The organism is Streptomyces sp. 2114.4, from assembly GCF_900187385.1.
In the GTDB taxonomy this organism is placed as follows: Bacteria; Actinomycetota; Actinomycetes; order Streptomycetales; family Streptomycetaceae; genus Streptomyces; species Streptomyces mooreae.
Window position 1 is genome coordinate 6,478,057 of record NZ_FYEY01000001.1, and the last position, 14,661, is coordinate 6,492,717.

The window sequence follows — 14,661 nt, forward strand, 5'->3', positions numbered from 1 at the left end:
CGCGGGCCGGGCCGAAGAGACACCCGCTACGTCGCCGTGACGCCGGTGGACAGATGATCGGCGAGCCACGTGGGGACGCCGCCCATCAGGCGGAAGAGCCGGGCCGCCTCGGCGCGCAGCCGGTCCGCGTCGGCGTCCGGGGCGGCGTCGGCCAGCGCCACGAGGGCCGGTGCCGTGCCGACCAGAAAGCCCAGCTCCTCGCGGATCCGCAGCGACTCGGCGAAACCGTGCCGGGCCTCCGCCAAATCCCCGTCGCGCAGGGCGAGTCCGGCCAGATGGCGCCAGGTGAAGGACAGCAGCAGGGTGTCGCCGTGCGCGGTGGCGCCGGCGTGTGCACGGCGGTAGGCGGCCCGCGCCGCGTCCGGGCTGTCGGCGACATGCTCGGCCATCAGGCCGCGGCGGAAGTCCAGCAGCGGCCGGCCGGCCGCGGTGGGTGCCAGCAGCGCGGCGGCCCGGCCGAGTGCCGAACGGGCCTCGTCGGCGCGGTCGCGGACGCCCAGGACCGTGGCGGCGTACGCGAGATGACCGCGTTCGCAGGCCGCGCCGCCCCGCTCGTCGTCGTCGCCCGCCAGCGCCTCGGCGGCGCGCAGCGCGTCCTCGGCCTCTGCCCAGCCGGTGGCCGTGAACATGCACCGTTCGACCAGCAGCGCGGCGCGACGCAGCGCGGACGGCGCGTGCCGGACGGAGTGCACCTCCAGCAGGGCGGCCGCATCGTCCCAGCAGCCGCGGGAGCGCAGACGCCAAACGGCACGGTCGAGGGGGCCGTCCCCCTCGGCCGTGCCGAGTGATGCTGTCTCCGGTGCGGATGCCGGTGCCGGTACCGCGAGCGGCACCACGACTGCAGAACCGGCCGGATCCGCGGAATCCGCGGATTCCGGCATGGCGGTATCCGCCACATTGCCCTCCCCGAGCGCGCCATTGAGCTGGAAGTTGGAAGCAGTGGGCGCATCTCAGCACGGATCCCGCCGCCCGGCCAAGGGGGTGGGTGAATGAATTCACAATCCCCGGGCGGGCGTTCCGGACCGCCGGCGCGGCCCTGATCGGGCACATCGCCGCACCGTGCGGCGGGCCCGGGGCACCACGACTGGCCGCGTGATGACGCCCGATCGAGTTACCCCGAATGGCGTAATCGGGCCCCGCCGGGTCGAACGGCGGGGCCCGATCGGGCGACAGGCGCGGGCAGTCGCTCCGCGGCGGCGCCACGCGGACGGCGCCGCGGCGCGGGGCGGAGCCGTACGCGGGACCGCGTCGTCAGCTCATCCGCAGCGCCAGGAAGAAATCGAGCTTGTCCTCCAGGCGGGACAGATCGCGGCCGGTCAGCTGCTCGATGCGGCCCACCCGGTAGCGGAGGGTGTTGACGTGCAGGTGGAGGCGGCTGGCGCAGCGGGTCCAGGAGCCGTCGCAGTCCAGGAACGCCTCCAGGGTGGGGATCAGCTCGGCGCGGTGCTTGCGGTCGTAGTCGCGCAGCGGGTCCAGGAGGCGGGCGGTGAAGGCCCGTCGGACGTCGTCCGGCACGAAGGGCAGCAGCAGGACGTGCGAGGCCAGCTCCTCGTGCCCGGCGGCGCAGACCCGGCCCGGACGGGCCGCGGCGACCCGGCGGGCGTGCCGGGCCTCCTCCAGGGCGCCGCGCAGCCCCTCGGCGGAGTGGACCGCGGCGCTCACCCCGACCGTCAGCCGCCCGTCGTCCGCCAGACCGCGGCCGAGCGGCCCCCGGACGGCGGACAGCAGCTCATCGGCGTGCAGACCGGCCGCCGAGGGGGCGCCGGGCTCGTCCGGGACGGGCAGTGGCACCAGCGCCACCGCCTCGTCGCCGGTGTGTGCCACGGCGATGCGGTCGGAGGGCTCCGGGCCGAACGTGCCGGGATCGACCAGCATTTCCTCCAGCAGGCTCTGCGCCACGGGGCCACCGGGGACGTCGCCGTCCTCCCACTCGACCCTGGCCACCACGATCTGCCAGTGCGGCGCCGCGCCCAGCCCCGGCAGCAGCACCGGGGCCGCCACCCGCAGCCGGGCCGCGATCTCGGCGGGCGGAGCGCCGGTCTGGACGAGTTCCAGGACCTCCTGGGCGAGCCGGCGGCGCACCGTACGGGCGGCATCGCGCCGGTCGCGTTCCACGACGATCAGCTGGGTGACGCCGTGCAGCAGGTCAAGGCGCTCTTCGGACCAGTCACCGGCGTCCGCCTCGACGGCCAGCAGCCAGTCGCTCAGCAGCGTCCGGCGCAGATCACGGCCCTCGTGGCGGATCGGGAAGAGGGAGAAAGTGGAGCTCGCCGGCCCGTCGCCCGGCCGCCGCCCCTCCTCGGGCTTCCCCCGGGCCTCGTCCGCGGCGGCGGTCGTCGCGGTGCTCCCCTCGACAGTGACGCGATGCGGGCCCCGACGCCCCGAACGGGCGGCCGCCAGGTGCTCGCCCGCGAGACGGGCGGCCAGTTCACCGGAGAGCTCGGGCCCGGCGTCCGCCAGTGTGGAGCCCGCGATCTGCCGGCCCGTGGGGGAGAGCACCCAGGCCCGCAGGTCAAGGTCGGAGCCGAGCAGGTCCAGGACCACCTCAGGGCCGCCGCCCGTGGGGCCCGACGTCATCAGCCGCCGGTGGCGGTCCACCACGGCCGCCAGATCGCCCGCCCGTTCGCTGGAGACCTGGCGGACGACATGCTCGGTGATGGAGGCGAACGAGACGTCCTCGACGACGGAGAACAGCGGCAGCCGGTGGCGGAGGCAGGCCTGCACGAGGTCGTCGGGGACCGAGCCCAGCTCCGCCTCGCCCGCCGCGAGCCCGGCGACCCCCGCGGTGGCCAGGATGCGCACGAACCGTTCGGAGTCCTCCGGTTCACGGCGCCACGCCAGCCCCGTCAGCACCAGTTCGCCGCCGGAGAGGTAGCGGCTGGGGTCCCGCAGGTCGGTGGTCATCACGCCGCGTACCGTGCGGTCCAGCTCTTCCTCGCCCCCGAGCAGCCGGAGGCCAAGGGTATGGGTGTCCAGGAGTGCGCGGAGCCGCATGACCTCGCCCGCCGTTCTTTGCTGTCTGGTGTTGCCGGTGGAATGCCGCGAGGTTTCCGAGCCTCGTCTTTCGTTCGAATCTACAAGACATGTGGTGTGGCCAGCCAACCGCTTCATGGTTTCGGTGACTGCACCGGGCGGGTGCCGGGCGCGTTCACTGAACGCATCTCCATGAACAAGACATGAATGAACGACTCCGTGGCGATGCCGGCGCAGCGTCCTCACCATGAGTAGCGAACGACCCGATTTCGTAGAATTCGTAGAAGAGGCCAACGATGGACTTCCTTCGCCCCGCCAGCTGGGAGGAGGCGCTCGCCGCCAAGGCCGAGCACCCTACTGCTGTGCCCATCGCGGGCGGCACGGACGTGATGGTCGAGATCAACTTCGACCACCGCCGCCCCGCGTACCTGCTCGACCTGAACCGCATCGGTGACCTGAGCGAGTGGGAGGTCGGAGAGAAGACCGTACGCCTGGGTGCCTCCGTCTCTTACACGCAGATCATGGAGAACCTGCGGGCCGAACTCCCGGGCCTGGCCCTGGCCTCGCACACGGTGGCCTCCCCGCAGATCCGCAACCGCGGCGGCGTCGGCGGCAACCTCGGCACCGCCTCCCCGGCCGGCGACGCGCACCCCGCGCTGCTCGCGTCCGGCTGTGAGGTCGAGGTGGAATCCGTGCGCGGCCGCCGGATGATCCCGATCGACGACTTCTACACCGGCGTCAAGCGCAACGCCATGGAGCCCGACGAGCTGATCCGTTCGGTGCATCTGCCCAAGGCGGACGGCCCGCAGCAGTTCTCCAAGGTGGGCACCCGCAACGCCATGGTCATCGCGGTCTGCGCCTTCGGTATCGCGCTGCACCCCGGCACCCGCACGGTGCGCACCGGCATCGGCTCCGCCGCACCCACCCCCGTACGGGCCCGTGAGGCCGAGGACTTCCTCGTCGCGGCGCTGGAGGAGGGCGGCTTCTGGGAGTCGGGGAATCCCCTCCCGCCGTCCCTCGCCAAGCAGTTCGCGCAGCTCGCCTCCGGCGCCTGCAACCCGATCGACGATGTGCGCGGCAGCGCCAAGTACCGCAGGCATGCGGTCGGCATCATGGCGCGCCGCACCCTCGGCTGGACCTGGGAGTCCTACCGGGGCAAGGAGAGGAGCGCACAGTGCGCGTGACATTCACCGTCAACGGCCGCCAGCAGGAGGCCGACGACGTCTGGGAAGGCGAGAGCCTGCTGCACGTCCTCCGTGAGCGGATGGGCCTGCCGGGCTCCAAGAACGCCTGTGAGCAGGGCGAATGCGGGTCCTGCACGGTCCGTCTGGACGGTGTGCCGGTGTGCTCCTGCCTGGTCGCCGCGGGCCAGGTCGAGGGCCGCGACGTGGTGACCGTCGAGGGCCTGGCGGACTTCGCCCGGCAGCGCGCCGAGAACGGCGGCTGTGCCTCCGGCACCTGCGGTACGAGCATCGACCAGGCCCAGCGGTGGCAGGCCCGCCCGGCCGGTTCGCAGGCCGGGGAGGGGGCCGAACTCTCCCCGATCCAGCAGGCGTTCATCGACGCCGGTGCGGTCCAGTGCGGCTTTTGCACCCCGGGCCTGCTGGTCGCCGCCGACGAGCTGCTGGAGCGCAACGACTCCCCGTCGGACGCCGACATCCGTGAGGCGCTGTCGGGCAACCTCTGCCGCTGCACGGGCTACGAGAAGATCCTTGACGCGGTCCGGCTGGCGGCCGCCCGCGGCGCGCACCCGACCGCCGGACAGGGGGCCTGATCGCCATGGCAGACAAGGAGACCCGCCTCGCGACGGCTCCGGGCCGTACGCCCACGAACCTCACCCAGGGCGGCCAGACCAAGGCCGGGATCGGTGAGTCCACGCTGCGGCCCGACGGCACCCTCAAGGTGACCGGCGAGTTCGCCTACTCCTCGGACATGTGGCACGAGGACATGCTGTGGGGCTACACCCTGCGCTCCACCACCGCGCACGCCGAGATCAGGTCGATCGACACCTCCGAGGCGCTGGCGACCTCCGGTGTCTACGCCGTCCTGACCTACGACGACCTGCCCACCGACGTGAAGAACTACGGCCTGGAGATCCAGGACACGCCGGTGCTCGCGCACGGCAAGGTGCGCCACCACGGTGAGCCGGTCGCGCTGGTCGCCGCCGACCACCCGGAGACCGCGCGCCGCGCCGCCGCCAAGATCAAGATCGACTACGCCGAGCTGCCGGTCGTCACCGACGAGGCCTCCGCCACCGCCGAGGGCGCCCCGCTGGTCCACGAGCACCGCACCGACCACCACATCGGCCACGTCCCGCACCCCAACATCGTCCACCGCCAGCCGATCATCCGCGGCAACGCCGACGAGGCCGCCAAGAAGGCCGATGTCATCGTCTCCGGCGAGTACGTCTTCGGCATGCAGGACCAGGCCTTCCTCGGTCCGGAGTCCGGCCTCGCGGTGCCCGGCGAGGACGGCGGCGTCGATCTGTACGTCGCCACCCAGTGGCTGCACTCCGACCTGCGCCAGATCGCCCCCGTCCTCGGCCTGCCCCCGGAGAAGGTGCGGATGACGCTCTCCGGCGTCGGCGGCGCGTTCGGCGGCCGCGAGGACCTGTCGATGCAGATCCACGCCTGCCTCCTGGCACTGCGCACCGGCAAGCCCGTCAAGATCGTCTACAACCGGTTCGAGTCCTTCTTCGGGCACGTCCACCGGCACCCGGCGAAGCTCTGGTACGAGCACGGCGCCACCAAGGACGGCAAGCTCACCCACCTCAAGTGCCGCATCGTGCTGGACGGCGGCGCCTACGCCTCCGCCTCCCCGGCCGTCGTCGGCAACGCCTCCTCGCTCGCCGTCGGCCCGTACGTCGTCGACGACGTCGACATCGAGGCCATCGCGCTCTACTCCAACAACCCGCCCTGCGGGGCGATGCGCGGCTTCGGCGCCGTCCAGGCCTGCTTCGCCTACGAGGCGCAGATGGACAAGGTCGCCAAGAAGCTGGGCATGGACCCGGTCGAATTCCGGCAGCTCAACGCCATGGAACAGGGCACGATCATGCCCACCGGCCAGCCCGTCGACTCCCCGGCCCCGGTCGCCGAACTCCTGCGCCGCGTCAAGGCGATGCCGCTCCCGCCGGAGCAGCAGTGGCTGACGGCCGGGGCGGGCGCCGACGTCCGTGCGCTGCCCGGCGGGCTCTCCAACACCACCCACGGCGAGGACGTGGTCCGCGGCATCGGCTACGCCGTCGGCATCAAGAACGTCGGCTTCTCCGAGGGCTTCGACGACTACTCCACCGCCCGGGTGCGGATGGAGGTCGTCGGCGGGGTGCCGGTCGCCACCGTCCACACCGCGATGGCGGAGGTCGGCCAGGGCGGTGTCACCGTCCACGCCCAGATCGCCCGTACGGAGCTGGGGGTCCAGCAGGTCACCATCCAGCCGGCCGACACCCGGGTCGGCTCGGCGGGTTCGACGTCCGCCTCCCGCCAGACCTACGTCACCGGCGGCGCGGTCAAGAACACCTGTGAGCACGTCCGCGAGCAGGTCCTCGACATGGGCCGGCGCAAGTTCGGCACGTACCACCCGGCCTGGGCGACCGCCGAACTCCTGCTGGAAGGCGGCAAGGTCGTCACCGATGGCGGCGAGGTGCTGGCCAGCCTGGTGGACGTGCTGGAGGACGAGGCGGTCGACCTGGAGCTGGAGTGGCGCCACCGCCCGACCGAGCCCTTCGACCTGCACACCGGCCAGGGCAACGGCCACGTCCAGTACTCCTTCGCGGCCCACCGCGCGGTCGTCGAGGTGGACACCGGACTCGGCCTGGTCAAGGTCATCGAGCTGGCCTGCGCCCAGGACGTCGGCAAGGCGCTCAACCCGCTGTCCGTCGTCGGCCAGATCCAGGGAGGCACCACCCAGGGGCTGGGCGTGGCGGTCATGGAGGAGATCATCGTCGACCCCAAGACGGCGAAGGTGCGCAACCCCTCCTTCACGGACTACCTCATCCCCACGATTCTCGACACCCCGACCATCCCGGTCGATGTGCTCGAACTCGCCGATGAGCACGCCCCGTACGGGCTGCGCGGCATCGGCGAGGCCCCCACCCTGTCGTCCACCCCGGCCGTCCTCGCGGCGATCCGGAACGCGACCGGGCTGGAGCTCAACAAGACGCCGGTACGGCCCGAACACCTCACCGGCACCTAGGGCGTGTCGTTTGGATCATGGCGGGCTCGCGGGGTCTGGCACGCACGCTCGCCGCGTTGTCGTCAGTCGCCGACGCTCCGCGTCGACTCCCTCCTCCGCCTTGCGATCGCACGCACCAGACCCCGCTCCCTGATCCGCCCTGATCCAAACGACACGCCCTAGAAGCCGTCCGGGGGCGACCCCGGACACCGGTCTCCGGGCGGTGGGTGTCAGGGGGGTCCCTGTCCGTCCTCCACAGCTCACCGCCCGGAGTCCCCTCACGCATCACGCACCACGCGGTCGCTGCTCCGCTCCGGCGGAGCCAGTACCCCCCGTTCGTCTCGGGCCGTCCCCCGGGTCGTGCAGCCGGAATCCATCCCAAATCTCGCACCTCGCGGCGAGTGCCCCTGTGAACCTTGGGAGTAAGGCACCATGACCCAGCAGTCCACCGAGCCGAGGACCACGGCGGAAGACGCGGGCGCCGGCTCGCGCCAGCCCGCCGGCCGGTCCTGGCTCGACCGGTACTTCCACATCTCCGACAGAGGATCGACGCTTGCGCAAGAGGTGCGCGGCGGCATCACCACCTTCATGGCGATGTGCTACATCCTCCTGCTCAACCCGCTGATCCTGTCGACCCCGGACGTGGAGAAGAACACCCTCGCGCATGCGGGTGTGGTCACCGCGACCGCGCTGGCCGCGGCCCTCTCCACGCTGCTGATGGGCTTCATCGGCAAGGTACCGCTGGCCCTGGCGGCCGGCCTGAACGTCTCCGCCGCGCTGACCGCCCAGGTCGTCCCGCACATGACCTGGCCGCAGGCGATGGGCATGTGTGTGGTCTACGGCGTGGTGATCTGCCTCCTGGTGGTCACCGGCCTCCGCGAGATGATCATGAATGCCATCCCGCTGGCCCTCAAGCACGCCATCACCATGGGCATCGGCATGTTCGTCGCCCTTCTGGGGCTGGTGAAGGCCGGTTTCGTGGGCAAGGGCGAGGGCGGCCCCGTCACCCTCGGTCCGACCGGGCAGCTGTCCGGCTGGCCGGTGCTGTTCTTCTGCGTCACCCTGCTGCTGATCTTCATGCTGCAGGCTCGCAAGGTGTCCGGCGCGATCCTCATCGGCATCGTGGCCGGCAGTGTGCTGTCCATCGCCGCGACCGGGATCGGCGGCCTCACGGCCAAGGACTGGGGCGGTACGCCCCCGGAGCTGAGCGGCGGCGCGGTCGCCATGCCCGACTTCGGCCTCTTCGGCCATGTCGAATTCGGCGGCTGGGGCTCGATCGGCGCACTCAGCGTCGGCATGATCGTCTTCACCCTGGTGCTGGCCGGCTTCTTCGACGCCATGGCCACCATCATCGGCGTCGGCACCGAGGCCAAGCTGGCCGACGACCAGGGCCGGATGCCGGGCCTGTCCAAGGCGCTGTTCGTGGACGGCGCGGGCGGGGCGATCGGCGGGGTGGCCGGAGCCTCCGGCCAGACCGTGTTCATCGAATCGGCGAGCGGTGTCGGCGAGGGCGCCCGCACCGGCCTGTCGTCCGTCGTCACCGGTCTGCTCTTCGCGGCCTGCCTGTTCTTCACCCCCCTCACCCAGCTCGTACCGGCCCAGGTCGCCTCGGCCGCCCTCGTCGTCATCGGCTCGATGATGATGAGCGCCGCCGGCCACGTGGACTGGCGCGACCGCTCGGTGTCCATCCCGGTCTTCCTGACCGTGGTCCTGATGCCGTTCACCTACAGCATCACCGCAGGTGTGGGAGCGGGCGTCATCGCCTACGTTGCCATTAAGGCGGCACAGGGCAAATGGCGCGAGGTCGGCGGCTTCATGTGGGTGCTGACCGCGATCTTCGTTCTCTACTTCTCGCTCCATCCGATCGAGCAGTGGCTGGGCGTCAAGTAACCGCCCGCCCTCCCCCCCGCTCCCGGCTTCGCCCGGGCGGGACCCCCATCCGTCCATAAGGAGACCGACATGCTGGACATCGCCGAAGAGCTGCACCGGTGGGTCGGGCAGGGCCGCGACTTCGCGGTGGCCACCGTGGTGGCCACGCACGGCAGCGCGCCCCGCCGGCCCGGAGCCGCCCTGGCCGTCGACAGTGACGGCACGGCGATCGGGTCGGTCTCCGGCGGATGTGTGGAGGGGGCGGTGTACGAACTGTGCCAGGACGCGCTGCGGACCGGCGAGCCGGTCCTGGAGAGCTTCGGCTACAGCGACGAGGATGCCTTCGCTGTGGGCCTGACCTGCGGCGGCATCATCGACATCCTCGTCCAGCCGGTACGCACGGGCGGGCGCCCCGCGGGCGGCCAGGCGCCGGGAGAGCCGGCGGACGACACCGCCCGCACGCTCGCCGCGGGACTGGCCGCCGCCGCCACGGGGGAGGCGGCGGCCCTCGCCCGGATCATCGAGGGCCCCGCCGAGCTCCGCGGCCGTGCCCTGCTGGTCCGCCCCGACGGCAGCCACACCGGCACCCTCGGCGGCCACCCCGCCCTCGACCGCACCGCGACCGCCCTCACCCGTGCCCTGCTGGACGCCGGGCGCACCACGACGATCGAGATCGGGGCGGGCCCGGCACCCGAGGACGACGCCCGCGGCGAAGGCGCGGCGCAGCCGGCCGGGGAGCAGTGCGGCACGCCCGTCCACCTCCTCGTCGAATCCTCCGTCCCCGCGCCCCGCATGATCGTCTTCGGTGCCATCGACTTCGCCGCCGCACTGGTCAAGGTCGGCAAGTTCCTCAACTACCACGTCACCGTCTGCGACGCCCGCCCCGTCTTCGCCACCCGCACCCGCTTCCCGGACGCCGACGAGATCGTCGTCGACTGGCCGCACCGCTACCTGGACTCCCAGGACCTCGATGCCCGCACGGTGCTGTGCGTGCTGACCCACGACGCCAAGTTCGACGTCCCGCTGCTGGAGCGGGCGCTCAAGCTCCCGGTCGCCTACGTCGGCGCGATGGGCTCCCGCCGCACCCACCTGGACCGCCTCCAGCGGCTGCGCGACACCGGCCTGACCGAGCTCGAACTCAACCGCCTGCGCTCGCCCATCGGCCTCGACCTCGGCGCCCGCACCCCCGAGGAGACCGCCCTGTCCATCGCCGCCGAAATCGTCGCCAACCGCCGCGGCGGCACCGGCGTACCCCTGACCGGCGCGCACACCCCCATCCACCACGACACGGCCCGCCCGGTGGGGCGGATCGGGTCGGTGGCCTGAGGACGCCGGGCGCGGGGCGCGGGGCGCGGGGCGCGGTGGGCGCGCGGCAGGTGGCCGGCGCCCGGTGTCCGGTGTCCGGTGTCCGGTGGTCGGAGGCCGCGCGGGAGGCCGCCCGGCGAGAGGTGCCGGAAATCGGGATGACCGCCCCGGCGCACCGCGTTAGCGTCCCCCGGTGACCACTGACGACGACGCCCGCGCCACCACGGAGTTCCGCGACATCCCGGAGGCCGACTGCGACCGGGCCCTGGACGTGACGTACTCCGTCTTCCACCTGACGCCCGGCGACAGGACCCGGCACAAGCACGCGGGAATGCTGCGGGCCGGCCTCCGCGTCGGTGCGTATGACGGCGGACAGCTGGCCGCAGTGGCCGGGGCACACCGCCGCACCCTCTCCGTCCCGGGCGACCGACTCCCGTGCGCCGCACTGGACTTCGTCTCCGTACTGCCCACCCACCGGCGCCGCGGCATCCTCACCTCGATGATGGACGAGCTCTGGCGCCGCTGCGCCGCCGACGGGCGCCCGCTGGCCTGCCTGTGGCCGTCCGAGAGCGCCATCTACGGCCGCTACGGCTTCGGCGCGGCCACCGAGCGCTGCCGCATCGAGATCGACTCCACCCGCCCCCTCGCGCTCCGTGCCGCCCCCGACAGCCGCCCGCTGCGGCTGATCGACCCGGCCGAGGCACCCGCCCAGCTCGCCCCGCACTACGACGCGACCCTGGCGCGGCGGGCCGGCCGGTTCACCCGCGACGAGAGCTGGTGGCGCTGGGGGGCACTGGACCTCGACGGCGCCAGTATGAGAGCCGGGCAGGACGGATTCGGGGCGGCGCACGTGGTGGTGCTCGGCGCCCCCGGCGAGACGCCCGGCGGCTACGCGGTCTACCGCACCCGCGGCCCCGGCGGGAGCGGCGCCGGCACGGTCCGTCTCGCCGAACTCGAAGCCGAATCCGGACCGGCCGCCGCCGCCCTGTGGTCCTACCTGGTGTCGATCGACCTCACCTCGACCGTCGAGATCGAGGGCCGCCCCGCCGACGACCCGCTCTTCCATCTCGCGGCCGACCGCGACCAGCTCCGCGTCACCGGCCAGGAACCCGAGCTCTGGCTCCGGCTGCTGGACGTCCGCGCCGCGCTGACCGCCCGCTCCTGGGCGGCCCCCGTGGACCTCGTCGTCGACCTGCGCGACACCGTCCTGCCGGCCAACGCGGGCCGCTTCCGGCTGACCGCCGGCCCCGAGGGCGCCACGTGGGAACCCGCCGACGAAGCCCCCGACCTCTCCCTGGACGTCCGGGAGTTGGCCTCCTGCTACCTCGGCGGCACCCCTCTGCGCCACTTCGCACACGCCGGCCTGGCCACCGAGCACACCCCGGGCGCGGTCCACCGCCTGGACGCCGCCCTGGAGACCGAGTGGCTGCCGTTCACCGGGGAGAATCACTGAGTGAGGGGGCAGGGGCGCGGGCCGGGGGCGGACGTGCGGCCCGGCCCGCAGCGTGCGGCCGGCACCGGGCCCCTTCGTCCGGATCACCGGGCTCGACACCGTGAGCGCGCCGTGCCATCGGTGGGGTACCTCGGCCGGAGGGCCACCGATGAGTTCCCCCGTGATCCACAGTCAGAGATCATGGCTGGTGCGCGGCAGTCACGCGTGTGGGCGCACCGCGCACCGGCCGAATCCGCTGCTCACTCGACACGAGATACCGAGGACACCGCATGCGCACCCTGATCAGCACCGCTTTCCTCTCGCTCGACGGCGTCGTGGAGGCTCCGGGCGGCGAGCCCGGATACCGGAACGCCGGGTGGACCTTCAACGACATCGACTTCCTTGCCGAGGCATTCGACATCAAGGGCCGGGAGCAGAAGGAAGCCACCGCGATGCTGATGGGCCGGACCAGCTACGAGGCGTTCAGCCCGGTGTGGCCGGACATGGCGGACTTCGCCGACTACAAGGTGATGCCGAAGTACGTCGTCTCCACCACCCTGACCGAGGACGCTCTGGTGTCCAACTGGGGTGAGACGACGATCCTGCGCTCCCTCGACGATGTCGCCGCGCTGAAGGAGACCCCGGGCGGCCCGATCATCCTCCACGGCAGCGCCTCCCTGAACCACGCTCTTTCGGACGCCGGCCTGATCGACCGTTACCACCTGCTCGTCTTCCCGCTCCTGCTCGGCGCGGGCAAGCGGCTCTTCAGCACCACGGACAAGGACACCCAGAAGCTGAAGCTCGTCGAGCACGACGTCTACGGCAACGGCCTGCAGAAGAACGTCTTCGACGTCGTCCGCTGACAAGGCTCCGGCGTCGCCGTGCCGCCACCCCGGCCGGTGGCGTGGTCTGCTGGTTCGCCGTCCGGGGCCCATTTTGCGGGCCCCGGCCGGTGTGCTCATGCGCGCGTACCAGGGCGGAGTCCACCGAGACGGCTCGACCGCCCCGCGTCGGCGCCCGGTAAGGGAGCAACGGCCCGGTCCGCGCCCACTGAGCAGCAGCCAACGGCACACCCGGACCCACGGCCTATTGATCCACCCGACATGCCCGGCCCCCGCCCCGCCCCCCGCCCCGCCGTGGTCGCAGCGCCGCCATCACGAGCACGTCATGCCACGCGCCGTCCCAGAACAGAGCCTCCCGCATCCGGCCCTCCACCTCGAAGCCGCACTTCTCGTACGCCCGCCGGGCGCGCGGGTTGTAGTCGTAGACCTCCAGCTGGACGCGGTGCAGCCCCACCCGGTCGAAGGCGTAGTCCAGCAACAGCCGGATCGCCTCGCTGCCGATGCCGCGGTCGGTGGCGCCCGGGACCAGGGCGATCCGGAAGCCGCCCCGGGCGTTGGGGGCATCGATGTCGTTCAGCGCGAGTTCGCCCAGGAAGGCGCCGGACTCCCGGTCCTCGACGGCGAGGTCCAGCCGGTCCGGGCAGTCGGCCCGGCCGTCGCACCACACCTGCAGCTCCTCCAGCGTGAAGTCATGGTGGGTGCCGGTCAGCCGACGGGTCTCCGGGTCGACGGCGGAGGCGTGGAAGGCGGCCGCATGGCGTATCGACAGCGGAGTGAGCCGGATCCGGTCGCCCGTGAGCACCGGTTTCTCGGAGAGTGCGGTGGCGTCGATCATGAGGGGATGATGTCCGGACCGCGATCCGGTCGGCAACGGAATTGACCGGCAACGGGTCGACCGGCAAGGGGGGCGACTGGCAAGGGGGATCGACCGGTCGGGGAGTGCCGGACCGGTCGGCGGAGTGCCGGAACGGCGGCGGGGGAGTGCCGGGCGGGCGGGAGCCGGTCCGGGTGGGTCGGGGCCGGCTCACAGGAGCGGGCCGGAAAGGGGGAGGCGTGGAGCTGCGGCAGGTGCGGTACTTCGTCATGGTCGCGCAGGAGCTGCATTTCGGGCGGGCCGCGGAGAAGCTGCACATCGTGCAGTCGGCGGTGAGCCAGCAGATCAGACGGCTGGAGCGGGAGTTGCAGACCGAGCTGTTCGACCGGTCGGCGCGCCAGGTGCGGCTGACCGCCGTCGGCGAACGGTTTCTGCCGGAGGCGCGGGCGTTGCTCGCCGCCGAGCAGCGGGCCCGTGCCGTCGTCGCCGAGCTGACCGCCGGTTGCGCCGCCACCCTGCGCGTGGGAACGAGTACCGGCCTGGGCGCCCATCTGGACCGCGTGCTGGAGACGCTGGCAGGGCTCGCCCCGGAGATCCGGGTGGAGCTGGTGGCCGCACCGGCCCGGGAACGGCTCGCCCGGGTGGCGTCCGGCGGGCTGGATGCCGCGTTCCTCCGCGGTGAGCCGCACGACGCGGAGCGGGACGGCCTGCGGTTTGTGCCGCTGTGGCAGGACCCGCTGGTGGCGGTCGTCCCGGCCCGCCACCCGCTGGCCGCCTCGCCGGACACCGTCGCGCTCGCCGCGCTCGCGTCCGTCCCGCTGGTGCTGACCGCGCGCCGCAACAACCGCGCCCTGGTCGACCTGGTCGTCGACGCCTGCCACGGCGCCGGCTTCACCCCCGTCCCGGGGCCCGCCTACGGCTCGCTGGACGACACCCTGACGGCGATCGGCGCCGCCGGCGCGAGCGACGGGCTGTGGACCGTCGTCTACGCCTCGCACGCCGCCCGGCTGAGCACCCCCAGGGTCGCCTTCCTGCCCTTCCGTACCCCGGGCATGGAGCTCACCACCTCGCTCGCGGTGCGCCGTACCGATCCGCCCGCCGGAGTGGAGCAGCTTCTGCGGGCCTGCGCGGTGACGGACGACCGCGCGGGGCCCGATCTCGATCGGTGATCGCTGTGTGCGCGATCCGCTTCTTGGTCGCACGGCCCGTTCGCGATGGACTGAGCGCACGCCGGTCAACCACCGCGAACTCGCGGA

11 protein-coding genes are annotated in these 14,661 nt (G+C 72.7%); 8 read left to right on the forward strand and 3 right to left on the reverse strand.

Annotated elements, in window-relative coordinates:
- Positions 1–26 precede the first annotated feature (26 nt).
- Together CFW40_RS28410 and CFW40_RS28415 are read right to left on the reverse strand one after the other, a co-directional pair.
- Entirely contained in the window at positions 27–896 is an 870-nt protein-coding gene (locus CFW40_RS28410; RefSeq protein ID WP_256331243.1) for a hypothetical protein, read from the reverse strand.
- Positions 897–1,251: 355 nt separating this feature from the next.
- Positions 1,252–2,994 (reverse strand): PucR family transcriptional regulator ligand-binding domain-containing protein, encoded by a 1,743-nt coding sequence (locus CFW40_RS28415; protein ID WP_088800686.1) that lies wholly within the window; start codon positions 2,992–2,994, stop codon positions 1,252–1,254.
- Between the two features lie 275 nt (positions 2,995–3,269).
- Between CFW40_RS28415 and CFW40_RS28420 the strand changes: the two genes are divergently transcribed.
- The 7 genes from CFW40_RS28420 (at position 3,270) to CFW40_RS28455 (ending at position 12,612) form a co-directional block, all read left to right on the forward strand.
- Positions 3,270–4,157, forward strand: coding sequence for a xanthine dehydrogenase family protein subunit M (locus CFW40_RS28420; protein WP_088800687.1), 888 nt, complete (start codon positions 3,270–3,272; stop codon positions 4,155–4,157).
- Positions 4,148–4,747 (forward strand): (2Fe-2S)-binding protein, encoded by a 600-nt coding sequence (locus tag CFW40_RS28425; protein WP_088800688.1) that lies wholly within the window; start codon positions 4,148–4,150, stop codon positions 4,745–4,747. The genes CFW40_RS28420 and CFW40_RS28425 overlap by 10 nt, the downstream gene beginning before the upstream one ends.
- 5 nt (positions 4,748–4,752) lie before the next feature.
- A complete protein-coding gene (locus CFW40_RS28430) occupies positions 4,753–7,164 on the forward strand; it encodes a xanthine dehydrogenase family protein molybdopterin-binding subunit (protein ID WP_088800689.1) in 2,412 nt (803 codons plus the stop codon).
- Positions 7,165–7,575: 411 nt separating this feature from the next.
- Positions 7,576–9,033, forward strand: a complete 1,458-nt coding sequence (locus tag CFW40_RS28440) for an NCS2 family permease (RefSeq protein ID WP_088800691.1) — start codon at positions 7,576–7,578, stop codon at positions 9,031–9,033.
- Between the two features lie 69 nt (positions 9,034–9,102).
- On the forward strand, positions 9,103–10,338 hold the full coding sequence (locus tag CFW40_RS28445) for an XdhC family protein (protein WP_088800692.1): 1,236 nt from the start codon (positions 9,103–9,105) through the stop codon (positions 10,336–10,338).
- A 172-nt stretch (positions 10,339–10,510) separates the two neighbouring features.
- Positions 10,511–11,770 (forward strand): GNAT family N-acetyltransferase, encoded by a 1,260-nt coding sequence (locus CFW40_RS28450; protein WP_088800693.1) that lies wholly within the window; start codon positions 10,511–10,513, stop codon positions 11,768–11,770.
- 269 nt (positions 11,771–12,039) lie between these two features.
- A complete protein-coding gene (locus CFW40_RS28455) occupies positions 12,040–12,612 on the forward strand; it encodes a dihydrofolate reductase family protein (protein WP_088800694.1) in 573 nt (190 codons plus the stop codon).
- 223 nt (positions 12,613–12,835) lie between these two features.
- Here CFW40_RS28455 and CFW40_RS28460 read toward each other — a convergent pair whose 3' ends face one another.
- Positions 12,836–13,426 carry a GNAT family N-acetyltransferase gene (locus tag CFW40_RS28460; RefSeq protein WP_088800695.1) on the reverse strand — a complete coding sequence of 197 codons (591 nt, stop codon included), beginning with the start codon at positions 13,424–13,426 and terminating at the stop codon, positions 12,836–12,838.
- 218 nt (positions 13,427–13,644) lie between these two features.
- Between CFW40_RS28460 and CFW40_RS28465 the strand changes: the two genes are divergently transcribed.
- On the forward strand, positions 13,645–14,574 hold the full coding sequence (locus CFW40_RS28465) for a LysR family transcriptional regulator (RefSeq protein ID WP_088800696.1): 930 nt from the start codon (positions 13,645–13,647) through the stop codon (positions 14,572–14,574).
- Positions 14,575–14,661 lie beyond the last annotated feature (87 nt).

What these genes read in the sequence shown, in the direction of transcription:
- CFW40_RS28440 (WP_088800691.1), top strand. Translation starts at nt 7,576, where the DNA reads ATGACCCAGCAGTCCACCGAGCCGAGGACCACGGCGGAAGACGCGGGC.
- CFW40_RS28420 (WP_088800687.1), top strand. Translation starts at nt 3,270, where the DNA reads ATGGACTTCCTTCGCCCCGCCAGCTGGGAGGAGGCGCTCGCCGCCAAG.
- CFW40_RS28445 (WP_088800692.1), top strand. Translation starts at nt 9,103, where the DNA reads ATGCTGGACATCGCCGAAGAGCTGCACCGGTGGGTCGGGCAGGGCCGC.
- CFW40_RS28430 (WP_088800689.1), top strand. Translation starts at nt 4,753, where the DNA reads ATGGCAGACAAGGAGACCCGCCTCGCGACGGCTCCGGGCCGTACGCCC.
- CFW40_RS28455 (WP_088800694.1), top strand. Translation starts at nt 12,040, where the DNA reads ATGCGCACCCTGATCAGCACCGCTTTCCTCTCGCTCGACGGCGTCGTG.
- CFW40_RS28460 (WP_088800695.1), bottom strand. Translation starts at nt 13,426, where the DNA reads ATGATCGACGCCACCGCACTCTCCGAGAAACCGGTGCTCACGGGCGAC.
- CFW40_RS28415 (WP_088800686.1), bottom strand. Translation starts at nt 2,994, where the DNA reads ATGCGGCTCCGCGCACTCCTGGACACCCATACCCTTGGCCTCCGGCTG.